Raw genomic sequence first — 21506 nt, 5'->3', positions numbered from 1 at the left:
GGCACACGCCCCGGCCCCCGATCACCACTCAGCGGCATTGATACGGTTGCCCAAGGCTCCACCCGGAGAGCCCTCGGGTACGTCACGTCGGGGGAGCGGCTCTTCCGGCTCACGCCGAAGGTATTGGCACTCGGTTATCCGCTGCTCTCGCGGGTGACGCTCCCGCAGATCGCCTTGCCGCATCTGGCTGCTGGGTCTGCGCTCCATCGCCGTGCCGGTCCATGGCCGTACGGGGGGCTGCTGTGGCGGCTGTGAACGTCGCGATGCACAGCAGCCGCCGTAGTGTGGAAGTGCCTCGCCGACGTCCCGACGTCCTGCCGGAACTCCGTACCAAGGGAGAACGCATCGAGGCCGACCTGCGTATCGCCAGCCGCTTCACCCGCGTACCTGTCGTCTGAGGACGTGCCCAGAAGGTCGTTATGCGTTCCGAATCCGCGCGAAACGTCCAGCCACCCGCAGGTCCGCTTCAACAGCTGCTGCCGCCTCCCGCAGATGCGGCAGCAGTTCCCGGAGCGACTGCTCGGCGGGGTATCGCCCCGCGTGAAGCGCGACGTTGACGGCGGCGACCACGCGCCCCGTCCGGTCATGCACCGGCACGGCGATGGAGCGCAGACCCTCCTCCAGCTCCTCGTCCACCAGCGCGTGCCCCTCCCGGTCGACCCGGTCGAGTACGTCGGCCAGCTCGCGTGGATCGGTGATGGTGTGCCGGGTGATCGGCTTGGGGCTGGCGCGCTCGAGCCGGGCGGTCCGCTCGGCCGGGGGCAGGCCCGCGAGCAGGACGCGGCCCAGGGAGGTGGCGTACGCCGGGAACCGGGAGCCGAGCGCGACGTTGACGCTCATGATCCGGACCGTCGGTACCCGTGCCACGTAGAGGATGTCGTCCCCGTCCAGGACGGCCATGGACGCCGAGTCGTGCACCCGGGCCACCAGCTCGGCCAGGTGCGGCTCGGCGATCTCGGGAAGTGTCAGCCTGGACAGCTGCGGGAAGCCCAGCTCGAGCACGCGCGGGGTCGGGCTGAACAGCCCGTCGTGCGAGGTCATGTAGCCGAGGTGCTGCAAGGTGATCAGGGCGCGGCGGGCGGTGGCCCGGGCGAGGCCGGTCGCCTCGGCGACGGCGGTGAGTGGCAGCGCCTCGCGTCCCTCGGTGAAGGCGCTCAGTACGGCGAGCCCGCGAGCGAGCGACTCCACGAACTCCGGGCCGAGTTCCTGCTTGGAGGCGCGGGTCCAGGCGGCGGCGTCGGCGGCGTCGTCGGCGGGAGCGGCGGGGGCCACCGGTCGTTGCAGGGCATCCTTCATCGCGTCGACGGTCTCGCGCAGCGGCGGCAGCACCGCCTCGCGCAGCGACTGCGGGCTGTGCCGGCTGGTGTGGCTGACCACACTCACCGAGCACACCGTTCGGCCGTCGGCGTCCCGTACCGGTGCGGCGATGGCTACCAGTCCGGGTTCGATGAGCTGGTCGTCCAGTGACCAGCCGCGCTCGCGGGCAGCGGCCGTACGGTCGGCGAAGGACGCGGCCGCGCTTTCGTCGCCGGGCGGTACGACCGGGAAGCGGGTGTCTTCCGGGTCGGAAGCCCGTCGCCGCTCCCAGCGGTCCCAGTCGCCTGCTTCCCAGTCCGCGGCGAAGAGCGCTCCGGGCGCGCAGCGTTCGGCCGGGAGCAGGTCGCCGATCCGGAAGGCGATCGACATGGCGCGGCGCCGGTGCACCTGATGGACGAAGCGCACCCCGTCCCCGTCCGGTACCGCCAGCGACACCGACTCGTCCAGGCGGTCGGCGAGCCGGTCGGCCGACGATCCGAGCAGGCCGGGCAGGCGGCAGGCGGCGAGGTAGGCGTTCCCGACCTCCATCAGCCGTGGGGTGAGTACCGCGTCCCGGCCTTCCAGCCGTAGATAGCCCATCCGCTGCAGCGTGCTGAGCGACCGGTCGACGGTCGAGCGGGCCAGAGCGGCGTCGCGCACCAGATCCCCGACGCTGCGCCGCCCGCCGGCCGCGGCCAGGGCGCGGAGCACAGTGACTCCGCGGATCAGCGGGCGTACCGCCTCCTGCGGCGGCGTCAGCGTGTCGGTCGTGGTCATCAGGGGCTCCCCACCGTCCGGGCTCTTACCGGAACCTATCGGTAATCCGGCATTGACAAGGCCTTATGTCCAGAGCAAGCTTCAGTCCCATGATAATGAATTAGAGTTCGCAACGCGAACCACCTGCTCACGAACACCGACGACACCGACGAGAGACATGGCTTCCATCCGCTCCCTGCGCGGCACTGTCGTGGACCTGATTCACGACGGCGACACCGTCGCTCCCGGGCTTCCCCGCCGACATCCAGGGGTCCGACCGGCCGGGCAACGTGCAGTGGGGCCTGACCCGCATCCTCACCACCGCCGGCCACGCTCCGGGCCGGGCGGCCCGGCGGCTCGGTCTGCGTGGCCGGGGCCCCACCGCCGAACGCGTCCTCACCGGAAGCTCCATCCTGCGCCACGGCCGAGCAGGTGCGCGCCACCACGGGCGGGCAGCCGGAGATCCGGCGCCGTCGGCACGACAGCCCTGCCCACCGAGGACGAACTGACAGCACTGCCCGCTCTCAAGACCGCCTGACCAGATCCCTTGAAGGAAGACGATGACGACGCTGCGCGACGTATACGTGGTGGACGCGGTACGCACCCCGATCGGCAAGTACGGCGGTGCACTGTCGGGTGTGCGCCCCGACGACCTGGCGGCCCATGTCGTACGGTCCCTCGCGGCGCGTACCCCGCAGCTGGATCCGGCGCGGATCGACGACGTCTTCTTCGGCAACGCCAACGGTGCCGGTGAGGAGAACCGTGACGTTGCCCGGATCGCCGTGCTGCTGGCGGGGCTGCCGGTGACGGTACCCGGCACCACCGTCAACCGGCTCTGCGGCTCCGGCCTGGAAGCTGTCATCCAGGCGGCTCGCGCCATCGCCGTCGGCAGCGCGTCCATCGCATTGGCGGGCGGCGTGGAGTCGATGAGCAGGGCGCCGTGGGTCCTGCGCAAACCGGAGGCGGCCTTTCCGGCCGGCCACCAGGAGCTGTACTCGACGACTCTCGGCTGGCGCATGGTCAACCCGGCGATGCCCGGCGCGTGGACCGTGAGCCTCGGTGAGGGCGCCGAGCTCATCGCCGACAAGCACCACATCACCCGCGAGCGGCAGGACGCCTTCGCCCTCGCCAGTCACCAGAAGGCGGCCCGCGCCTGGAAGGAGGGCGCCTACGACGCCGAGGTGGTGCAATACGAAGGCGCGGAACTCATCCGGGACGAGTGCGTCCGCGACAGTACGTCGATGGAGGCGCTTGCCGAACTCAAGCCGGTCTTCCGCAAGGGCGGGACGGTCACCGCGGGCAACTCCTCCCCGCTCAACGACGGCGCCGCCGCCCTGCTTCTCGTCGACGAGGAGGGGCTGAAGGCCACCGGCCGCGAGCCGCTCGCCCGTGTCCGCGCCTCGGCCGTCACCGGCATCCAGCCGCAGTACTTCGGCCTCGGCCCGGTCGAGGCCGCGCAGCGCGCGCTCGCCAGGGCCGGCCGCGGCTTCACCGACCTCGATGTCTTCGAACTCAACGAGGCGTTCGCCGCCCAGGCACTCGGCTGCCTCGCCGAATGGCCCGAACTCGATCCGGACGTCCTCAACCCGCGCGGCGGCGCTGTTGCGATCGGGCACCCGCTCGGCGCCTCGGGCGCCCGCATCACCGGCGCGGTCGCCCACCAGCTCGCCGCCAAGGGCTCCGGAACGGGCATGGCAGCGCTGTGCATCGGCGTCGGCCAGGGCCTCGCCCTCGTACTGGAAAGGTAGATCGCCGTGACCATCCCAGCCCGGCCGGCGGCCGCCGAGACGCAGGAGCAGATCAGCGCCGAGATCGCCGACGCGCGTGCGGCGTACGTCAAGCGCCGCGCTGACGGCGCGCCTGCGCAGCACCAGCCGTCCCGCGACTACCGGCCCTACCGCAGCAGCCTCCTGCGCCATCCCAAGCAGCCGCTGGTGGCCTTGAGCGACCCGGAAGCGGTGGAGTTTACGGGACCGGTCTTCGGCATCACCGACATCACCGAGCTCGACTCCGACCTGACGCGCCGGCACAACGGGGAACCACTGGGCGAGCGGATCACCGTCACCGGCCGGGTCTTGGACCGGGACGGACGACCGGTACGCGGCCAGCTGGTGGAGATCTGGCAGGCCAACGCGTCCGGCCGCTATGCCCACCAGCGCGACCAGCACCCCGCTCCGCTGGACCCCAACTTCACCGGCGCAGGCCGCTGCCTGACCGACGACGAGGGCCGCTACCACTTCACGACGATCAAGCCTGGCGCCTACCCGTGGCGCAACCACACAGGCGCCTGGCGCCCGGCGCACATCCACTTCTCCTTCTTCGGTACGGCGTTCACCCAAAGGCTCGTGACGCAGATGTACTTTCCCGGTGATCCACTCTTCCTCTACGACCCGATCCTCCAGTCGGTCACCGACGAGGCCGCCCGGCAGCGACTGGTCGCCGATTACGACCATGCCCTGTCGGTACCGGAGTGGTCACTGGGCTACCGCTGGGACATCGTCCTGGACGGCCCCGCCGCCACCTGGATCGAGGAGGGCCGCTGATGTCCCGTCCTGCTCCCACCACCACCTTCGCCGGAGGCGCCGCACGCCGCGCCTCCGCGCTGCCCCCCACCGCCTCGCAGACCGTCGGCCCGTTCTTCGGCTACGCGCTGCCATTCACCGGCGGGGCCGACATCGTCCCCGCCGGGCACCCGGACGCGATCACTCTGCATGGGCGGGTCTACGACGGCGCGAGCAACCCGGTCCCCGACGCGCTGCTGGAGTTCTGGCAGCCCGCCCCGGACGGCTCACGCACCGGCGCCCCCGGCACGCTGCGCCGCGATCCGGTCACCGGCGCCGTGATAGGCCGCCACGGGGCGGACTTCACCGGCTTCGGCCGCGTTCCCACCGACGCCGACGGGCACTACACCCTCCGCACGCTGCCGCCGGGAGGAGCGCCCTACCTGTCGGTGTGCGTCTTCGCCCGCGGCCTGCTGCACCACCTGTTCACCCGCGCCTACCTCGCCGACGCCCCGAACGACCCGCTGCTGTCCGCTCTCGAGCCGAGGCGGCGCACCACGCTCATCGCCGCCCCGGAAGACGAACGGCAGCTGCGCTTCGACATCCACTTGCAGGGGGCCGACACGCACGAGGAGACGGTCTTCCTTGACTTCGCCTGACAACCAGCCTGATTCCGCAGCTGATCTCGGCCTGCTCTCCCCGGTCCGCGTCGGTTCGGGCGCCGAAGAGGCCACCGGTGATGCGGCCTTCCTCCAGGCCATGCTCGATGCGGAGGCCGCGCTGACGCGCGCCCAAGCCGTCGTCGGTCTCGCCTCGGCCTCGGCGGCCGAGGCGGTGACCTCAGCCGCGCGGGCCGGGGCCTTCGACGCACGCGACCTCGCACTGCGCGCCCGCTTGAGCGGCAACCCGGTGATTCCCCTGGTCGCCGATCTGACCGCGGCCGTTATGACCCAGGACCCGCAGGCGGCGCCCTTCGTGCACCGGGGAGCCACGAGCCAGGACATCCTCGACACGGCGACCATGCTGGTCGCCCGGCGTACCCTCGGGCCGGTCCTGGGCGACCTCGAGCACACGGCGGCAGCGCTCGCCGGACTCGCCGCGGCACACCGTGGCACACCGATGGCTGGGCGTACTCTCACGCAGCACGCCGTCCCCACCACCTTCGGGCTCAAGGCGGCCGGCTGGCACAGCCTCCTCCTCGACTCCCACGACCGGCTGTCCGCGGCACGGGACAGCCTCCCCGCCCAACTCGGCGGTGCGGCAGGCACGCTTGCAGCGTTCCACGCCTACGCCGAAGCCGACGGGCTGGACAGCAGCGGGATCGGCCTGCGGCTGCTCGAGGCCTACGCCGTCGAAACCGGGCTCGCCCAACCGCGTCTGCCCTGGCACACGCTGCGCGCCCCGATCGCCGACCTCGCCGCCGCGCTGGCATTCACTGCGGGTGCGCTCGGCAAGCTCGCCGCCGACGTGCTGGTGCTCTCCCGTACCGAGATCGCCGAAGTCGCCGAGGGCACGGGCGGAGGATCATCGGCCATGCCGCACAAGGCAAACCCGGTACGCTCCGCGTTGATCGCCTCCGCCGCCCGCCAACTTCCCTCGCTCACCTGTGTGTTGTATGCCTCCATGGCCGCCGAGGACGAACGGCCCAGCGGGGCCTGGCACGCCGAGTGGCAGACGCTGCGCGAGGCGCTGCGCCTGGTCGGCGGCGCCACACGGGCCGCCGCCGAGCTCGCCGCTGGGCTGCGCGTCCGGCCGGAGAGGATGCGCGCCAACCTCGATGCCACCGGCGGGCTTGTCATCTCTGAACGTCTCGCCGCGGCCCTCACTGCCCTGATCGGCCGCGGCGAGGCCCGGCGGCTGCTCACCGACGCCGCCCGCCGGGCCGCCGAGGACGGCCTGCGGCTCGCCGACGTGCTCGCAGACGCCCCCGCCCTCACGGGCTGGATCGGCGAAGAGCGGCTCCGCGACCTCGCCGACTCCGCCGCATATACGGGCTCCGCCGCCGCGCTCACCGACCGCGGCCTGAACCGTCCCCTGAAAGCCGATCCGTCACCATGACCGCTCCGCTCCTCCACCACCGCATCGACGGGCCGCCCGGCGCGCCTCCGCTGCTGCTCGGCCCGTCGGTCGGCACCTCGCTCGCCGTCTGGGACCCCCAGGTCCCGGAGCTCGCGCGCGTCCATCGGGTCATCCGCTACGACCTGCCCGGCCACGGCGGCACCCCCGCCGACGTCCTGCCCAGCACCGAGCCCGGCGCGACCACCGTCGCCGACCTCGTCGCACCGGTACTCGCCCTCGCCGACCACCTGGGGCTCGACCGGTTCGCCTATGCAGGCATCTCCCTGGGCGGAGCCGTCGGCGCCTGGCTCGCGGTGCACCATCCCGAGCGGATCGCCTCGCTGGCGATGATCTGCTCGTCCGCGCGCTTCGGCGAGCCCGAATACTGGCACGAACGTGCCACGCTGGTCCGGGCCAACGGCACCGAAGCCGTCGTCCCGACCGTCTGGTTCACCGGCGCCTACGCGAGCAGCGGCTCCCCGGCCGTTGCGCAGCTCCGCGCTGACCTGCGCAGCGCCGACAACACCGGCTACGCCGCCTGCTGCGACGCGCTCGCCGCATACGACCTGGTGAACCAGCTGCACCGCATCACCGCGCCCACGCTGATCGTCGCCGGGCGGGAGGATCCGGCGACCCCGCCCGAGCACGCCCGCCTCCTGGCCGACCGCATCCCCGGCGCCGGTCTGCTCGAGGTGGGCGGCGCCGCTCACCTTGCCGGAGTGGAGCGTCCCGCACCCGTCACCGCCGCCCTCCTGGTCCACCTCGGTGCCGACGCGGTCCCCGCCGACCACGGCACCCGGCACGCCGCCGGCATGGCGGTCCGCCGCGAGGTGCTCGGCGACGCCCATGTCGACGACGCCCAGCAGCGGACCACCACCTTCACCGCACGCTTCCAGGACTTCATCACCGACTACGCCTGGGGCGAGATCTGGACCGACCCGACTCTCTCCCGCCGCGAACGCAGCCTGATCACCCTCACCGCGCTGGTCGCCCGCGGCCACCACGATGAGCTGGCCATGCACGTCCGCGCCGCCGTCAACAACGGCCTGAGTCCGGAGGAGATCGCGGCTGCCCTGCTGCAGACCGCCGTCTACTGCGGAGTCCCCGCAGCCAACACCGCGTTCGCTGTCGCCCAGCGCACGCTCGAGGAGGAAGAACACTGATGCACACCACCGTCGGCATCATCGGTGGCGGCCCGGCCGGGCTGCTGCTCGGCTGCCTGCTGCGCCGCTCCGGCATCGACTGCGTGATCCTGGAGAGTCGGGACCGCGACTACGTCGAGCACCGTCAGCGTGCGGGCATCCTGGAGCAGGCGACCGTCGACGCACTTCGCGCCTGCGGCGCGGGGGAGCGGCTGGAACGCGAAGGTCTCGTGCACGACGGCATCGAACTGCGCTTCGACCGCCGTTCCCACCGCGTGGACTTCCCCTCCCTCACCGGCGGCCGACGGGTGTGGGTCTACGCGCAAACGGAGGTCGTCAAGGACCTGATAGCCCTCCACGAGCGGGAGAGCACGCCGCTGCGGTTCCAGGCCCAGGTGACGGCCGTCGAAGGCGCGGACACCGACCGTCCCCTCGTCCGCTTCACCCACCAGGGCCGCGACCAGGTCCTCACCTGCGACTACGTGGTCGGTTGCGACGGCTTCCACGGCGTGACGCGGACCGCGATCCCGGCCGTGTCCCGGAGGGACTACGAGCGGATTTACCCGTACTCATGGCTCGGCATCCTCGCCGATGTGCCGCCGTCCTGCGACGAGCTGATCTACGCGCACTCACCGCGCGGTTTCGCCCTGCACAGCATGCGATCCACCACCGTCAGCCGCCTCTACCTGCAGGTCCCCAACGGTACGGACCCGGCCGAATGGCCCGACGAGCGCATCTGGGACGAACTCGACGCGCGGTTCGCCGTCGACGGGGACTGGAAGCTGGAGCGCGGCCCGATCACCGACAAGTCGGTGCTGCCCATGCGCAGTTCCGTCACCGAGCCGATGCGCTTCGGCCGGATTCTGCTCGCCGGGGACGCGGCCCACATCGTCCCGCCCACCGGCGCCAAAGGCCTCAATCTGGCCGTCGCCGACGTCGTGGTCCTCGCCCGGGCGTTCGCTCAGCTGAAGGAAACCGCTTCCAGCGACCTGCTCGACGCGTACTCCGACACCTGCCTTCGCCGGGTGTGGCGGGCCGAGCACTTCTCGTACTTCATGACCACGACCCTGCACACCGACCCCGAACAGCCCCCGTTCGAGACCCGGTTGCAGCTCGCCCAGCTCGACCGCGTGGCCGCCTCCCGGCACGCCGCCGCGGAGCTGGCCGAGAACTATGTGGGTCTGCCCATCGCACAGATCCAGCACGAGGCGTGAGCCCCGGCACGGGGGTACCGACTGCTCGCGAGCCACTGGCCGTTCGCTGCTGGCGGCCGGGAACGAGCTGGGCGCGCCCAGCGGAGCGTGATCAATAGTTTCTGGATGGGCATGGCAAGCGTCCATCCAGACCGGCCGACCCAAGGCGCACGTGGCAGCCGCCGCATCCGCCGACCCACGATGACTGGAGATCACCTCGTCATGCCCCATTCTGCTGCAACACTCACAACGTCCTCCGACGACCGGTGCCACCGTGCCCAGGTATGCCGCCACGGTGCATGCGTATGACGCGGGCCTGCTGCTGCTCCGCCTGACCCTCGGGCTGGCCATGGCCGCCCATGGCTGCCAGAAGCTGTTCGGCTGGTTCGGCGGCGGTGGCCTGGCGGGGACCGGCCAGTTCTTCACCATGAGCGGCTACCCGTCGGGCAAGGTGATGGCCGCCGTGGCCGGCCTCGGTGAGACGCTCGGCGGTCTCGGACTCGTCGCCGGACTGCTCACACCATTGGCGGGCGCGGCCGTGGTCGGCACCATGGTGAACGCGCTCGCGGTCAAGTGGGGCGGTGGCTTCTTCATCCCGAAGGGTATGGAGTACGAGCTGCTGCTCGTCACCGCCGCTGCGGCTCTTGCTCTCACCGGCCCGGGACGTTACGCGCTGGACCGTTTCGTGCCGGGCTTGCGCGCGCACCGTCTGGTGTTCGGCACCGCAGCGGTGGTGCTGGGGTTGCTGGTCGCCGGGATAGTCCTGCTCCTGCGCAGGTAACCGTACGGCGGGGCCTGGGTCGGCATCGGGCCGACCCAGGGCCCCGTTCCGGCATGCCGTTCCCGGGAGCGGTCACAGCGAGGTGAACCCGCTCAGGCCAGCAAGCCCGGCAGGCGGGCCCAGACGGTCTTGCCGCTCGGGTGCTGTTCCGTTGCCAGATGCCCACCCAGTTCGGTGAGCAGTGCGTCGACTAGGGCCGTACCGCGGCCCCCGGTGGCATCAGGAGACGATGCCTGCGGCTGCGGACAGGTGTTGTGGTTGTCGCGTATACCGAGCTCGAGTGTTCCGTCATCATCGACCTCGAGGATGACGAAGATGCTCGGAGTGAGCGTGCCGGCGTGTGTGACGGCGTTGGTGATCAGCTCGGATGCGATGAGGCCGAGCGTGTATGCCAGTTCCCCTTCCTCGGGGAGACCCCACTCGATGAGGGTGTCCAGCACGGCGCGGCGGGTTCCGGCCACTGAGGCCGCGGTGGGTGGCAACGCGAAGGTCGTGTGACCCAGGCAGAGTGTCGTGTTCATGGTTATCTCATGGGGAGTGAGTCGCCGACGCGGCGGGGAGCGGTGGCTAGTTCGCATAATGAACTTTTTTTCATAATGCTGCCATCAGTCTGCGCCGCCCTCCACGGGCTGTCAATGCCGCCGACCAGGGGATTCTGGTGGAAGAGGAGGTCATCGGCGTGGGGTCGCCGCCCCGCGCGGCGGGCGCCGCGGGCAGGGGCGGGCGTTGCCGATGACCGCCTTCACCGCCACAGAGCTCCCCGTAGTTCGGTGCGCACGGCCGGGGTAAGCCACGGTCTCTCGCCCTGCCCTCGTCTCGCCTTTCTTGCGGCCCCGTTGCAACCCCCGCTGGAAGCCGGACCTTCGACCTCGGCGAGGGCGGCCCGGGCGACGTCGAGCAGAGGAACCGGGGCGCGCCAGGGCCGGTGCCGGTGCGACCGGCAAGGACGAGCAGGCCTTCGCCGTGACGGCGCATGCGCGTGGCCAGGTGGTCCAGCCGGACCAGGTTCTCGAGTTGGTGGGGGATCCAGCTCGGCGTTCTCCAGGCCGTCGAGGAGGTGCAGCTGACGTTCGACCAGGCCCAGGTGGCGCCTGCCGAGGTTGGCGAACATCGCGCTGACGCCTGCGCGCAATCGTGCCTGCTCCGTGGCGAGCCGGATGGCCTCGACGTGGACGGCGTGGAATGCCGGGGCCACGTCTCCGATCTCATCGGGCGAGGCCGTGGGCACTGGATGAAGGGTGATCACGCCGGGGTCGCCCTCGGCCTCTTCCAGGCGCCGAACCGTGGCGGACAGCTTCCGTTCGGCGACCGTGAGCGCCGTCCATCGCAGCCTGCGCAAAGGCCTGGTGATGGACCTCGCCACCGCCAGGGTGATGCGCGCACGTCTGCTGCGCCCGCTTCATGGCTCGGGTGAATGCTGCAGCTGTGGCGGGATTGCGTGCGACCCATGAGGCACTGGAGGCATAACCGGCGATCGGCAGGTTCTCCGTGGGCCCGCTCGTGGCGTCCCCCAGTTGTCCGACCTCCAGGGCGCGCTGCGCCTCGGTGATGAACGGATCGACCACGCCTTGGGCCTCTCCGTCGTCTCCGAGTAGCCCACGAGGGACGCGGCGGAGACCGCGGTCATGCCGGACAGGAAACAACGACGGGTGAAGCTCGTACCCGTCTGTCCTCCCGTCGTCAGCGGCGCGCGTGCCATGACGGTCGCCGTCCGGTGGTCGCGGACCTTACAACCGAGCTGCTGGAGTGCCGCCGGAGTGCCGGGCTCGGCTAAGGGGGCGGTGGGTGCTGTCGCGGGTCCGCCGGGCGGACAGATGAACCTCCAGAGCCGTCAACGTGTGAACTTCAGTTCGCGTGATGCACACTTTTCCAGTCATGCCCATTGACGTGTCGGCCGTGGGGTCGTACGGTCCGTTCATCTGATGGACTTAAGTTCGCTACATGAACCCTCGTGTATCTCTCCGTCGACCGTGTCGACCGTCACACTCAGGAGGCGTCATGCGCCGACCACTTGTCGGGCTTGCCGTGGCTACCGCGGTTGTCTTCGTCCTGGCTGGCTGCGGGGCCACAGGTCCCTCGGGAAGCGACTCGTCGTCGCCCGGCGACGACGTGGCGAAGGTCAAGGTCGGTGTCATCCCGATCGTCGATGTGGCACCGATCTATTTGGGCAAGACAAAGGGCTTCTTCAGCCGCCGTGGCATCGACCTGACTCTCGAGAGTGGGCAGGGCGGCGCGGCGATTGTGCCCGGCGTGGTGAGCGGGCAGTTCCAGTTCGGGTTCAGCAACATCACCTCACTCATGATCGCCCGGAGCAAGGGCGTCCCGCTCAAGGCAGTGGCCAGTGGTAACGCCTCGACGGGCAAGTCCGGAGCCGACTTCAGCGGCGTTGCCGTCAAGAAGAACAGCCCGATCAAGTCCGCCGGGGATCTGGCCGGCCACACGGTTGCCGTCAATACGCTGCAGAACATCGGCGACACCACCGTGCGCGAGTCGGTGCGCAAGGCCGGTGGCAATGCGAAGCGCATCAAGTTCGTCGAGCTGCCCTTCGACCAGATGCCCGCCGCGCTGGCCGACGGCACGGTCGACGCTGCCTGGATGGTCGAGCCTGCGCTGTCCATCGCGGTTTCGAAGGGGTCCCGTGTCGTGGCGTCGAACTTCGTCGACACGGCCCCCGACCTCACGGTGGCCGCCTACTTCACCTCGGAAAAGCTCATCAAGGAGAACCCCGACCTCGTAAGGCGGTTCAAAGCGGCCATGACCGAGTCGCTCACGTACGCCGCCGGCCACCCGGGTGAGGTGCGGAAGGCGCTCGCCACGTACACCAAGATCGACCCGTCACTCGGCAAGTCGCTGACCCTGCCGGTCTGGCCAGAGAAGATCAATCGGGACTCTCTGGCGACTCTCGCTGAGCTGGGCGAGAAGGATGGCATCTTCAGCAAGAAGCCGGACCTCGACGCCCTGTTCTCATGACATCACCAACTACTTCCGCCTTCGCTCGGGCGCGCCGGCGGTCCGCCGGCCCGAGTGCGGCGCCCGGTCGCGGGCGCCTTCACCGGGCCCGGACGCCGCTGGCGGGGCTGGCCGGCCTGGTCGGCTTCCTTGTCCTGCTCGAGGTGCTGCCGTACAGCGGTCTGGTCTCGCGTGAGTTCCTCCCGCCGACCACGTCCATTGGCGGCGCGTTGGGGCGCATGCTCGACGACACCGCGTTCTGGGCCGCTCTGGGTGACACCCTCACGGGTTGGGCCTTGGGCCTGGCGATCGCTGTCTGCGCCGGCGTCGTGCTCGGGGTCCTGATCGGCTCGGTCCCGGTGCTCCGGGCAGCCACGGCCTCGACCATCGAGTTCCTGAGGCCGATCCCGTCCGTCGCCCTGATCCCCGTTGCCGTCCTCCTCTATGGGACTGACCTGAGGTCCACCCTGCTGCTCGTGGTGTACGCCTCCTTCTGGCAGGTCCTCGTCCAGGTACTGGCCGGAGTCCAGGACCTCGACCCCGTCGCGGACGAAACGGCCCGCAGCTACTGCCTGAGCCGTTGGAGAAGGATCCGGTACATCCTGTGGCCCACCGCCTTGCCGTACGTGATGACGGGGATACGCCTCGCCGCCGCCGTGGCGCTGGTGCTCGCCATCACCGCTGAACTGATCATCGGCGCCCCGGGCCTGGGCAACGAGATAGCCGTCGCACAGACCTCCGGCGCCGTGCCTCAGGTCTACGCCCTGGTGCTGGTCACCGGCCTTCTTGGAGTCGGGATCAACCTGGTGGCCCGGTCGGTCGAACGCCGGGCGCTGGCATGGCACCCGTCCGTACGCAAGGAAGGACGCTGACGATGACCGTGCTCGCAGTGGCTCGACGTGTCCTGTTCGTCCTGGGGCTGCCGGCGATGCTGTTCACGGTCTGGTGGTACTCCACAGCCGACAGCGCCAACTTCTACTTTCCACCGGTGCCCGATGTCCTGAACGCCTTCACGACGGTGTGGACCGGCGAGCGCCTGAGCACGGACGTGCTGCCCAGCGTCATCCGGCTGGCACAGGGCTACTCGCTCGCCGTCGTCGTCGGCGTCGCCCTCGGCACCCTCGTCGGCACACGGCCGGCCGTGCGCGCCGTACTGGAGCCGGTCCTGGAACTCTTCCGGGCGATCCCGCCGCCCGTGCTCGTACCGGTGATCATGCTCTTCGCCGGCATCGGCGACATGATGAAGGTACTCGTCATCGTCAGTGGGTGCGTATGGCCGGTACTGCTCAACACCGTCGAGGGCGTCCGAGCGGTCGACGAGGTGCTGAGCGACACCTGCCGGTCCTACGGCATCAGCGGCACCGCCCGCCTGCGCCACCTCGTGCTCCGTTCGGCGAGCCCGCAGATCGTCACCGGCATGCGCCAGGCGCTTTCCATCGGAATCATCCTGATGGTCATCAGCGAGATGTTCGCGGCCAGCAATGGCCTCGGCTTCACCATCGTGCAGTTCCAGCGAAGCTTTGCGATCCCGGAGATGTGGAGCGGGGTCTTGCTTCTCGGTCTGCTCGGCTTCGGCCTCTCGGTGCTCTTCCGGCTGCTGGAGAACCGCGTTCTGGCCTGGTACCACGGCCTGCGCCGAGCCCAGCGCTCATCATGACCGCCCGTCCGGTCGCTTTTGGAAGGAGACGTCGATGCTCGACGTACAAGGCTTGCAGAAGATATACACGGCCCGTCACCGCAGTGTGGAGGCACTGCGGGACTTGACCTTCAGCATCGGCGCCGGGGAACTGGTCTGCCTCGTCGGGCCGTCCGGGTGTGGCAAGACCACCCTGCTCAAATGCATGGCAGGGCTGCTTGCGCCGAGTTCGGGACAGGTGAAGCTGCAGGGTGAACCGGTCACCGGCCCGCCGCCCGGCATGGCCGTGGTCTTCCAGGAGTACGGCCGCAGCCTGTTCGCCTGGATGAACGTGCACGACAACGTGGCTCTGCCACTGCGCCAGAAGAAAGTACCCAAGCCGCGCCGCGAGGAGATGGTCGACCGCGCACTCGAGATGGTCGGCCTTGCGGACGCCCGTCTGGCGTACCCGTGGCAGCTGTCCGGGGGCATGCAGCAGCGCGTCGCCATCGCCCGCGCCGTCGCCTACGAGCCGCAGGTGCTCTTGATGGACGAGCCGTTCGCGGCCGTGGACGCACAGACCCGCGCGGAGCTGGAGGACCTCATCCGGCGCCTGTGGCACGAGCTCGGCGTGACCGTACTGTTCGTCACCCATGACATCGACGAGGCGGTGTACCTCGGTCAGCGGACGATCATCCTGTCGGCATCTCCGACTGTGGTGCAGGAGGACCTCGCCATCGATCTCCCGGACGAACGCGACCAGCTGAACACCCGGTCCAGCCCTCGCTTCGCCGAACTTCGGGCGCATGTCTACGAGCGGATCCAGCAAGCCAAGCATCACGCCGCTGCCGTGGAGCCCACGTACCCCGACCACACCGCCCCTCAGGAAGTGACAATGGAATCAGCGAAGTCCTAGCGTCCGCCTGACATCGCGGGAAGTTCGCGATGCGAACGGAGCAGTGAAGGGGCTCGATGGCGGATGTTGAACGCGAGCCGCACGTCGGGGTCGAATCGCGACCGCCATCACCTGAGAGCCGGAGCGCCGCGCGGGGTGAACGTGCCCAGGGCGGCGTGGTCCGGGTTTCCGCGCGGCGGTTCTGGCGATTCGAACCGTGGCCCTGCCGTGGCCGTACGGGGGCTGGGGCGTCGGCTGGTCAGGAGAGCAGCGGGTCGACGCCACCGCGTCACGACTCACCCTCGGTGGCCTGGCGGGACCGCGCGGCGGTCCGCGCTGACCTGCTCGGTGATGAATCGCTCCTTGGTGGCGAGCATCCGCGCGCCCCGGATCACCACGCCGTTGTCGTCCTCACGCACGTCGGCAACGCGGACGGGGTCCTCGCCGTGCCGCCCGACGTCGCCGAGGAACTGATCGCCGACAGCCGGGAGCAGGAGCGGTCCACCGGCCCCGCGGCTGGTCCTGGCCTGCGGCGGGGCCCTGGTGCAGCCCGGCGACCTACTCGCGGCCATGGTCAGTGCTCCCTGGGACATGCGGGGCTGGGGTCGCAGCGACCCGTCGGCCATCCGCGGGTCCATCGCCCCCGTCGTCACGCCGTTCACCGCGGACGGAGCCATCGACCACGAAAGCCTGCGCTCTCTGATCCGCTTCCAGCTGGAGTCCGGCTCGCACGGCATCTCGCTGGGCGGCTCCACCGGTGAGCCCAGCGCACAGAGCGCCGCCGAGCGGATCGCCGCGATGCGCACGGCAGTCGAGGAGGTCGGTGACCGGGTGCCGTTCCCGGCTCGTCGCCGGGCCCGACGCTCCTGTCTCCGCAGCAGAGGAAGTGGACCGGTGACACGCGTGCTGAGAGCCTGCTGAGCCAACTCGCCGGGTGGCTCTCCCGGGGCGGTTGACGCCGCCAAGGATGAGCCGCCAGTGACCGAACCGCCGTCAATGGCTCGTCCTTTCGTGCTGCCGGATCGGTGAAGTTGATCTGTGCTGTGCGCACGGGCAGAACCAAGTTTCCATCTGGTACGCCAGCAAAGGACCAGCAACGTGACGGCCGACAATCATTTACGGGTGAACCGTCGAGCCGATCAGCGGGTGATCCCCGCTGGAGAATCGAAGACGACAAAGCCTGTGGTGAGCTCAATCAGCGGACCACAGGCTGAGGTTGAACGACAAGCTCGGCGACGGCCCTTCAGTACCGACGGAGAAGCCGCGAGACGAGCTGGCCGATACCCATGTAGAGGACTGCGGCGAAACCGTAGTTGAGGAAGACGCCCGTCTTGGCGCTTTCCGGCGTGAACAGAGGGTCCATGCCCAACGCCAGGCTTCCCGCCAAATCGGTGATGAACAGGACGAAATCATTGCCCTGGTTCGCCTCGAAAATCACGAAAAAGATATGCAGCGCGAGCACGGACGCGATCAGTCCGGTAATGACGCTGATGGCCGTGCCTGCCGTGTGGGAGCCCTGGCTACTGCGGGCGCGCGTGCCTTCACTGTGGATCGATTCCATGTGGGGCATCTTAGGGCCCTGTGCGACGCCGCACGCAACTCCGGTTACACCGCCGAATCCTTCTACTTACGCGTTGCTAAAAGCACCTATGTACCGAACTTTGGAATGTGTACTCGCGGGATGCTATGCCTCTTGACAACGTCGATAGGGTCGCCGGTCACGGCAAGTCTGTCGCCCCGGCTTTCGTTCGTGTCGTCCCGGCTTTCGTTCGTGGCCGAGCCGTCAATCACGGGTGACGGTTGGCGGGCCGTCACCAGAGGCCAGGAGCAACAACATCGGGAGGACACGTGCAGCACGCCCACGGCACCCGCCGGTTTCATGGAGCGGCGTTGGCCGGCGGCCGGTACAGGTTGGAGACCCACCTCGGCAGCGGTGGCGTGGCCGACGTCTACAGCGCCTTCGACACGCAGCTGGGCAGATCCGTCGCGATCAAGGTGTTCCAGCCCAACGCGGGTGGAACAGATGAGCGCCGGTTCCATGAGGAGGCGCGCCTGCTGGCCGGGCTGAACCATCCGGGTCTGGTGACCGTGTACGACTTCGGCGTCGAGGCGTACCAGCCGTTCCTGGTCATGGAGCTGGTCAGCGGGAGGTCGCTCAGTGAACTGCTCCTGGGCGGGCCGCTGGGTCTGGACAAGGTAGCCGCCGTCGGCGGCCAGCTCGCCGAGGTGTTGGCTTACGTACACCAGCGCGGCGTCGTGCACCGCGACATCAAGCCCGCCAACATCCTGTTGGACCACAACGACAATGCCCGCCTTGCCGACTTCGGGATCTCCGAGTTGTGGAGCGGGCCCCGGCACATCGCTGAAGGTGGCGTGCCGGGCACGGCCGCCTATATGGCGCCGGAACAGGTCCAAGGGTCGAACGCCGGACCTGCGGCCGATATCTATGCGCTCGGTCTCGTGTTGCTGCAGTGCGTGACCGGGCGGGTGGAGTACCCCGGCGACAGGCATGAAGCGGCGACGGCCCGGTTGTCGCGGCCGCCTTACATACCGGCGGAGCTGCCTGCGCGGCTACGCCGAGTGCTGACCGCGATGACCGTCTCCGACCCGGCCGCCCGACCCACGGCCGCGCAGTGCGCGGCGATGCTTCACCCCGATGAGGTTCCCCAACGTCCTGAAGCCGGGCCTGCCTTCCAACGCCCGCCGCAGCGGGAATCAAAGACGCTGCGCAACTGGGCACTCGGCGGAGCGGCGGCGATTCTCGCGGTCCTCGTATGGACAGCCCTCGCTGACGGCGAGGAGAAGTCGGAATCCGAGCCGACACAGACCCCCACGAGCAGCGCCCCGCAGGAGCCCGGACTCCCCGATCTTCCCAGCGAGAAGCCCTCTGTCGACGTCCCGGACGTTCCCAAGGGCGAGGACAAACCCTTGGACGAACAGATCAAGGACTGGTTCGGTGGAGACAGCGACAGCTCCGAGCCGGGGAACGAAACCGGGAGCGAGGACAGCGGACAGAACGACAGCGGTGAGGTCCCGAAGGACGAAGGCAAACCGGAGGCGGACGAGGGCGGCTTCTTGGACTGGCTCACCTCGCTTGGCGAAGACGGACAGTAGACCCCCCAGCGCCATGTGGGGGTCAAGGGTCGCAGGTTCAAATCCTGTCGTCCCGACGGTGTGACCAGCGGGTTTGCCGAGAACGGCAGACCCGCTGATTGCGTTCGTGTGACATGTGATGGCGACGTGATGACACTCGGCGACCACGGACGCGATGCCGGGACGCCCCCCTGGCCAGGGCCGCCGGAGCATCGGAAGGTCGAGGCCGACACGAGGCGAGCGCGGATCTTCAGGCCACCCTCATTCCTGATGCTCCGTCACTCTCGATGCTCCGCTTGCGGTCGGCGCGTTCCAGGGCCCTGCCGATGGCGGTGACCGCGTCGCGGGCAGCGTGGGGGAGCAGGTGGCCGTAGAGGTTGACCGTGGTGGACAGCGTCGAGTGCCGCAGTGTCTTGGAGAACACCGCCAGCGGCACCCGCGAGCTGATCATGATGGTGGCGGCGGTGTGCCGCAGGTCGTGCACCCCGATCCTCGGCAGACTGATCTCCGCGGCGCGTCGGCGCAGCTCGACCAGGACGCCCTGCGGGCGCAGCGGAGCGCCGTCCGGGCGACAGAACACCAGCCTCTCCAGGGGCACGCCCGCGGGCTGGCCGACCCGGGCGAGGGCGGCCTGGCGTTGCAGGGCGGCGACCACGCGCGGGGACAGGCTCCCCCAGTTCTGGCTGGCCTTGGTCTTCGGGTGGCCGAGGTAGAGCTGGTTGTTGTTCACCGCGGTGAGGCTCCAGCGCACCAGCAGCGTCCCCTCCGCCAGGTGCACATCCGTCCAGTGCAGGCCGAGAGCCTCACCACGCAGCCGGTGCCCAGCAGCAGCTCGAACAGGTCGGCCAGCTGATCACCGTGGTGGTCGTGGTTGTGCCGCAGGAACGCTGCCGCCCGGCCTGGGGTGGGAGGCCGAAGCGTGGCGGCGTGCGACCAGGTCGCGGTGCCGGCGCAGCACCGTCTCGGGGCGCACCAGTAGCCGCATGCTGCGGAGAGCATCGAGCGGCAGCCGATGGAGGAGAGCTGCCAGGAACGCCCGGTCGCTGGGAGTGAACGGGACTCTGTTCTTGCCGAGTTGGCGTTCCAGCACCGTGGTCTGGTGGCGCAAGACGAGTATCTCGGTATCCTTCTCGCGGTCGCTCATCGGGAGCGATCGCAGCGCCGCGAGGGCATTCGTGACGCAGAAGTAGGCCGGTTTCAGCAGCACGGTCGATCATCATGCCGCCTTGATCCACAGGGCGGCCCAGGGTGCTGACCTTGACACTCCGGGTGGACGCGGTCGGCGCCCGGAGGCCGAGGCGCACTGCCTCCCACCAGCGCGGATGAGTTTTCGGCAGGCGCACCCCATGCCAACGACCAGACCGCGCGGGCGACCGACCTGGGCGTCACGCGGCGGCTATTTCAGACTCGTATCCTGGGCGGCCTGATCAGCGAGTACAGATGCGCAGCTTGACCGGCGGCGACGGGCTTCCGAACGGCACAGGATGACAACGCGCAATCTGCTTGTGGGGTTCCAGAACAGGGCCCCCTGCGCTGACCCGCGTCTCTACGCCGCTCGCTCGTACTCGTTGATAAGCCGCCGAGAATCGATTGGCGTGTGACCGCTGTTGGGAGTCGGCGATGGGATGGTCGGGTCGTGGCGGGCGCGGTTGTTGTCCGCGGTGTGGCTGCCGTCCGTTGTAATGGTGGGCGTACGCGTCCAGCACCGCCGGTAAATGTTGCTGACCGAAGATCAGCATCCGGTCGGTGGCCTCGGACCGAACCGTGCGCACGAACCTCTCCGCATACGCATTCGCTTGCGGACATCGCGGAGGGATCTTCACGACGGTGATGTCCACTCCGGCCAGGACCGCATCGAAGAAGGCGGTGAACCGGCCAGCCCGGTCCCGCACCAGGAACGTGAACTCGGATGCTTGGTTGCCGAGTTCCACCAAGAGCTTGCGGACCTGCTGCGTGGTCCAGGGGCCGTCCGGACGGGAGGTCGTTCCGGGGATGTGCACGTAGCGGCCGCCGACCTCCATCGCGAAGAACACGTACAGCCGCCGCAGGGTCGCCGCGCAGTCCACGTGGAAGAAATCAACCGCAAGCATGGTCGAGGCCTGCGTACGGAGAAAGCGTCGCCACATCGTGTCGGTTTGCCGTTCGGGTGCTGGGGTTGTCTTCCGCCGGGGCGGTTGAGGCCACCGCGTCTCGCGACGGCCTGACCGCCATCGGCTGCCGAACGCCAGGCGGGCGGCGAACGCGCCGTCCTTCTTCTTCGCGTCCTTCAGCGGCTTCTTCGCGCTATGGACAGGGAGACGTCCAAGTCGGCGAGCAGCTTCGCGGTCTCGCGGGTGAAGTCCTTCTCGTCCTTCTTCGCGGACCAGATCTGCTGCTCAGCGCCGTCGAAGCCAAGGTCATCGTGATGGCTTTCTGCTCGCCGAGCTTGTCGATGGCGCGCTCGACCTTAATACCGGCGCTGACGGTCTCGGTGCCGCACGCGGCCAGGGAGATGGCGAGGAAGGCGGCGCAGCCGGCGCCGGCTATGCCTGCGCGTGGTGTTGATGTCGTACACCGTTGGTGCTGGTCCTGATGGACAGACTGATGCTGATCGGTGTGACACGCGTAGGCGTCGAATCGTTGTACGAGTCGGTGAGAGTGGGATGGCGGCACGGATCCTGAAGACGACGCCGCGCTCACCGGCCTGCGCCGAACTCCTTGCGCATGCCGACACCCTCCGTCACCCTATGCGACCTGCTCGTATTCGTGGACGAGGCCGCCAAGGCGGTCGCCCCGGATGACACGCGCTGGGGCATCGACGGCGGGCGGTTCGGGCAACGCCGGCACCGTCGGGGCACCGTTGTCCATGTGATTGGTGAGGCTGATGTTTGTTGTAGTGGTCGGCGTACTCATCGACGACGAGGCGCAGGTGCCGCTCTCCGATGATCAGAACGCGGTCGGTGGCCTCGCGCCCGCAGGTTCCCACCAGCGCTCAGCAACCGCATTCATCCGGGGCGCACCCGGCAGGATGGGCACTACCCGGACGCCGGTGGCGGAGAAGACCGCGTCGAAGCCCTCGGTGAAGTAGCCAGCGTTGTCCCGGGTGAGTAGCTGTTGTTTTCCGACGAGCGGGCGGGGGAGCGGCGTGGAAGCAGGGCGGATCGAGCGAATGCGGCAACGTTGAGAAGAATCAGCTGATGTCCGGTAATCCCGCATACTGGAACTCGTACCGTACGCCTGTGCGGGTA

23 protein-coding genes are annotated in these 21506 nt (G+C 69.2%); 14 read left to right on the top strand and 9 right to left on the bottom strand.

The window, feature by feature from the left end; translation table 11 throughout:
* Positions 1-417: 417 nt before the first annotated feature.
* Positions 418-2073 (bottom strand): IclR family transcriptional regulator domain-containing protein, encoded by a 1656-nt coding sequence (locus ACTWQC_RS14510; protein ID WP_443316064.1) that lies wholly within the window; start codon positions 2071-2073, stop codon positions 418-420.
* Positions 2074-2612: 539 nt separating this feature from the next.
* Here ACTWQC_RS14510 and ACTWQC_RS14505 point away from each other — a divergent pair.
* The 7 genes from ACTWQC_RS14505 to ACTWQC_RS14475 all read left to right on the top strand — a co-directional run bounded on the left by ACTWQC_RS14505 (position 2613) and on the right by ACTWQC_RS14475 (position 9727).
* On the top strand, positions 2613-3800 hold the full coding sequence (locus tag ACTWQC_RS14505; RefSeq protein WP_443316063.1) for a thiolase family protein: 1188 nt from the start codon (positions 2613-2615) through the stop codon (positions 3798-3800).
* 12 nt (positions 3801-3812) lie between these two features.
* Positions 3813-4595, top strand: coding sequence for a protocatechuate 3,4-dioxygenase subunit beta (gene pcaH, locus ACTWQC_RS14500; protein ID WP_443316078.1), 783 nt, complete (start codon positions 3813-3815; stop codon positions 4593-4595).
* On the top strand, positions 4595-5212 hold the full coding sequence (gene pcaG, locus ACTWQC_RS14495; RefSeq protein WP_443316062.1) for a protocatechuate 3,4-dioxygenase subunit alpha: 618 nt from the start codon (positions 4595-4597) through the stop codon (positions 5210-5212). The genes pcaH and pcaG overlap by 1 nt, the downstream gene beginning before the upstream one ends.
* Positions 5199-6611 (top strand): 3-carboxy-cis,cis-muconate cycloisomerase, encoded by a 1413-nt coding sequence (gene pcaB, locus ACTWQC_RS14490; RefSeq protein WP_443316061.1) that lies wholly within the window; start codon positions 5199-5201, stop codon positions 6609-6611. The genes pcaG and pcaB overlap by 14 nt, the downstream gene beginning before the upstream one ends.
* Complete coding sequence (gene pcaDC / locus ACTWQC_RS14485; RefSeq protein ID WP_443316060.1) at positions 6608-7774, top strand: bifunctional 3-oxoadipate enol-lactonase/4-carboxymuconolactone decarboxylase PcaDC; 1167 nt, start codon at positions 6608-6610, stop codon at positions 7772-7774. Before pcaB ends, pcaDC begins: the two co-directional genes overlap by 4 nt.
* Positions 7774-8967, top strand: a complete 1194-nt coding sequence (locus ACTWQC_RS14480; protein WP_443316059.1) for a 4-hydroxybenzoate 3-monooxygenase — start codon at positions 7774-7776, stop codon at positions 8965-8967. The genes pcaDC and ACTWQC_RS14480 overlap by 1 nt, the downstream gene beginning before the upstream one ends.
* A 253-nt stretch (positions 8968-9220) precedes the next feature.
* Complete coding sequence (locus ACTWQC_RS14475; RefSeq protein ID WP_443316058.1) at positions 9221-9727, top strand: DoxX family membrane protein; 507 nt, start codon at positions 9221-9223, stop codon at positions 9725-9727.
* 92 nt (positions 9728-9819) lie between these two features.
* On the opposite strand, the gene ACTWQC_RS14470 is transcribed toward ACTWQC_RS14475, so the two are convergent.
* Entirely contained in the window at positions 9820-10248 is a 429-nt protein-coding gene (locus tag ACTWQC_RS14470; protein WP_443316057.1) for an ATP-binding protein, read from the bottom strand.
* A 221-nt stretch (positions 10249-10469) separates the two neighbouring features.
* A complete protein-coding gene (locus tag ACTWQC_RS14465) occupies positions 10470-11090 on the bottom strand; it encodes a HAMP domain-containing protein (RefSeq protein WP_443316056.1) in 621 nt (206 codons plus the stop codon).
* Positions 11091-11725: 635 nt separating this feature from the next.
* Between ACTWQC_RS14465 and ACTWQC_RS14460 the strand changes: the two genes are divergently transcribed.
* From ACTWQC_RS14460 to ACTWQC_RS14445, 4 genes are read left to right on the top strand one after another with little or no spacing between them, the layout of a single operon-like run.
* Entirely contained in the window at positions 11726-12697 is a 972-nt protein-coding gene (locus ACTWQC_RS14460; RefSeq protein WP_443316055.1) for an ABC transporter substrate-binding protein, read from the top strand.
* The gene (locus tag ACTWQC_RS14455) at positions 12694-13548 is read left to right on the top strand and encodes an ABC transporter permease (RefSeq protein ID WP_443316054.1); all 855 of its coding nucleotides are present in this window, start codon (positions 12694-12696) and stop codon (positions 13546-13548) included. The genes ACTWQC_RS14460 and ACTWQC_RS14455 overlap by 4 nt, the downstream gene beginning before the upstream one ends.
* 2 nt (positions 13549-13550) lie before the next feature.
* The gene (locus ACTWQC_RS14450) at positions 13551-14333 is read left to right on the top strand and encodes an ABC transporter permease (protein ID WP_443316053.1); all 783 of its coding nucleotides are present in this window, start codon (positions 13551-13553) and stop codon (positions 14331-14333) included.
* 34 nt (positions 14334-14367) lie between these two features.
* On the top strand, positions 14368-15207 hold the full coding sequence (locus ACTWQC_RS14445) for an ABC transporter ATP-binding protein (RefSeq protein ID WP_443316052.1): 840 nt from the start codon (positions 14368-14370) through the stop codon (positions 15205-15207).
* 275 nt (positions 15208-15482) lie between these two features.
* Here ACTWQC_RS14445 and ACTWQC_RS14440 read toward each other — a convergent pair whose 3' ends face one another.
* A complete protein-coding gene (locus tag ACTWQC_RS14440) occupies positions 15483-15758 on the bottom strand; it encodes a hypothetical protein (protein ID WP_443316051.1) in 276 nt (91 codons plus the stop codon).
* On the opposite strand from ACTWQC_RS14440, the gene ACTWQC_RS14435 reads away from it, so the two are divergent.
* Positions 15757-16107 carry a dihydrodipicolinate synthase family protein gene (locus ACTWQC_RS14435; RefSeq protein ID WP_443316050.1) on the top strand — a complete coding sequence of 117 codons (351 nt, stop codon included), beginning with the start codon at positions 15757-15759 and terminating at the stop codon, positions 16105-16107. The two genes, ACTWQC_RS14440 and ACTWQC_RS14435, sit on opposite strands and share 2 nt — an antisense overlap.
* 322 nt (positions 16108-16429) lie before the next feature.
* Here ACTWQC_RS14435 and ACTWQC_RS14430 read toward each other — a convergent pair whose 3' ends face one another.
* Positions 16430-16747, bottom strand: a complete 318-nt coding sequence (locus tag ACTWQC_RS14430; protein WP_443316049.1) for a hypothetical protein — start codon at positions 16745-16747, stop codon at positions 16430-16432.
* Positions 16748-17034: 287 nt separating this feature from the next.
* Here ACTWQC_RS14430 and ACTWQC_RS14425 point away from each other — a divergent pair, with 287 nt between their 5' ends.
* Positions 17035-18300, top strand: a complete 1266-nt coding sequence (locus ACTWQC_RS14425; RefSeq protein WP_443316048.1) for a serine/threonine-protein kinase — start codon at positions 17035-17037, stop codon at positions 18298-18300.
* A gap of 229 nt (positions 18301-18529) precedes the next feature.
* On the opposite strand, the gene ACTWQC_RS14420 is transcribed toward ACTWQC_RS14425, so the two are convergent.
* From ACTWQC_RS14420 to ACTWQC_RS14405, 4 genes are all read right to left on the bottom strand, one after another.
* Positions 18530-19093, bottom strand: coding sequence for a site-specific integrase (locus ACTWQC_RS14420; protein ID WP_443316077.1), 564 nt, complete (start codon positions 19091-19093; stop codon positions 18530-18532).
* 39 nt (positions 19094-19132) lie between these two features.
* Complete coding sequence (locus ACTWQC_RS14415) at positions 19133-19486, bottom strand: hypothetical protein (RefSeq protein ID WP_443316047.1); 354 nt, start codon at positions 19484-19486, stop codon at positions 19133-19135.
* Positions 19487-19706: 220 nt separating this feature from the next.
* Positions 19707-20369 (bottom strand): integrase core domain-containing protein, encoded by a 663-nt coding sequence (locus ACTWQC_RS14410; RefSeq protein ID WP_443316046.1) that lies wholly within the window; start codon positions 20367-20369, stop codon positions 19707-19709.
* 629 nt (positions 20370-20998) lie between these two features.
* Entirely contained in the window at positions 20999-21187 is a 189-nt protein-coding gene (locus ACTWQC_RS14405) for a hypothetical protein (protein ID WP_443316076.1), read from the bottom strand.
* On the opposite strand from ACTWQC_RS14405, the gene ACTWQC_RS14400 reads away from it, so the two are divergent.
* The gene (locus ACTWQC_RS14400) at positions 21143-21346 is read left to right on the top strand and encodes a hypothetical protein (protein WP_443316079.1); all 204 of its coding nucleotides are present in this window, start codon (positions 21143-21145) and stop codon (positions 21344-21346) included. The two genes, ACTWQC_RS14405 and ACTWQC_RS14400, sit on opposite strands and share 45 nt — an antisense overlap.
* The last annotated feature ends 160 nt before the right edge of the window (positions 21347-21506 follow it).

The sequence above is a fragment of the Streptomyces sp. 8N616 genome (genome assembly GCF_052246385.1).
In the GTDB taxonomy this organism is placed as follows: Bacteria; Actinomycetota; Actinomycetes; order Streptomycetales; family Streptomycetaceae; genus Streptomyces.
Note: the sequence above shows the minus strand (reverse complement) of the source record. Positions and strands in the feature narration are given on the sequence as shown.

Coding starts and splice junctions, on each gene's coding strand:
- ACTWQC_RS14410 (WP_443316046.1), bottom strand. CDS start 20,369: ATGCTTGCGGTTGATTTCTTCCACGTGGACTGCGCGGCGACCCTGCGG.
- ACTWQC_RS14470 (WP_443316057.1), bottom strand. CDS start 10,248: ATGAACACGACACTCTGCCTGGGTCACACGACCTTCGCGTTGCCACCC.
- pcaDC (WP_443316060.1), top strand. CDS start 6,608: ATGACCGCTCCGCTCCTCCACCACCGCATCGACGGGCCGCCCGGCGCG.
- ACTWQC_RS14450 (WP_443316053.1), top strand. CDS start 13,551: ATGACCGTGCTCGCAGTGGCTCGACGTGTCCTGTTCGTCCTGGGGCTG.
- ACTWQC_RS14505 (WP_443316063.1), top strand. CDS start 2,613: ATGACGACGCTGCGCGACGTATACGTGGTGGACGCGGTACGCACCCCG.
- ACTWQC_RS14435 (WP_443316050.1), top strand. CDS start 15,757: ATGGTCAGTGCTCCCTGGGACATGCGGGGCTGGGGTCGCAGCGACCCG.
- ACTWQC_RS14445 (WP_443316052.1), top strand. CDS start 14,368: ATGCTCGACGTACAAGGCTTGCAGAAGATATACACGGCCCGTCACCGC.
- ACTWQC_RS14510 (WP_443316064.1), bottom strand. CDS start 2,073: ATGACCACGACCGACACGCTGACGCCGCCGCAGGAGGCGGTACGCCCG.
- ACTWQC_RS14400 (WP_443316079.1), top strand. CDS start 21,143: ATGTTTGTTGTAGTGGTCGGCGTACTCATCGACGACGAGGCGCAGGTG.
- ACTWQC_RS14460 (WP_443316055.1), top strand. CDS start 11,726: ATGCGCCGACCACTTGTCGGGCTTGCCGTGGCTACCGCGGTTGTCTTC.
- pcaG (WP_443316062.1), top strand. CDS start 4,595: ATGTCCCGTCCTGCTCCCACCACCACCTTCGCCGGAGGCGCCGCACGC.
- ACTWQC_RS14440 (WP_443316051.1), bottom strand. CDS start 15,758: ATGGCCGCGAGTAGGTCGCCGGGCTGCACCAGGGCCCCGCCGCAGGCC.
- ACTWQC_RS14455 (WP_443316054.1), top strand. CDS start 12,694: ATGACATCACCAACTACTTCCGCCTTCGCTCGGGCGCGCCGGCGGTCC.
- ACTWQC_RS14430 (WP_443316049.1), bottom strand. CDS start 16,747: ATGGAATCGATCCACAGTGAAGGCACGCGCGCCCGCAGTAGCCAGGGC.
- ACTWQC_RS14480 (WP_443316059.1), top strand. CDS start 7,774: ATGCACACCACCGTCGGCATCATCGGTGGCGGCCCGGCCGGGCTGCTG.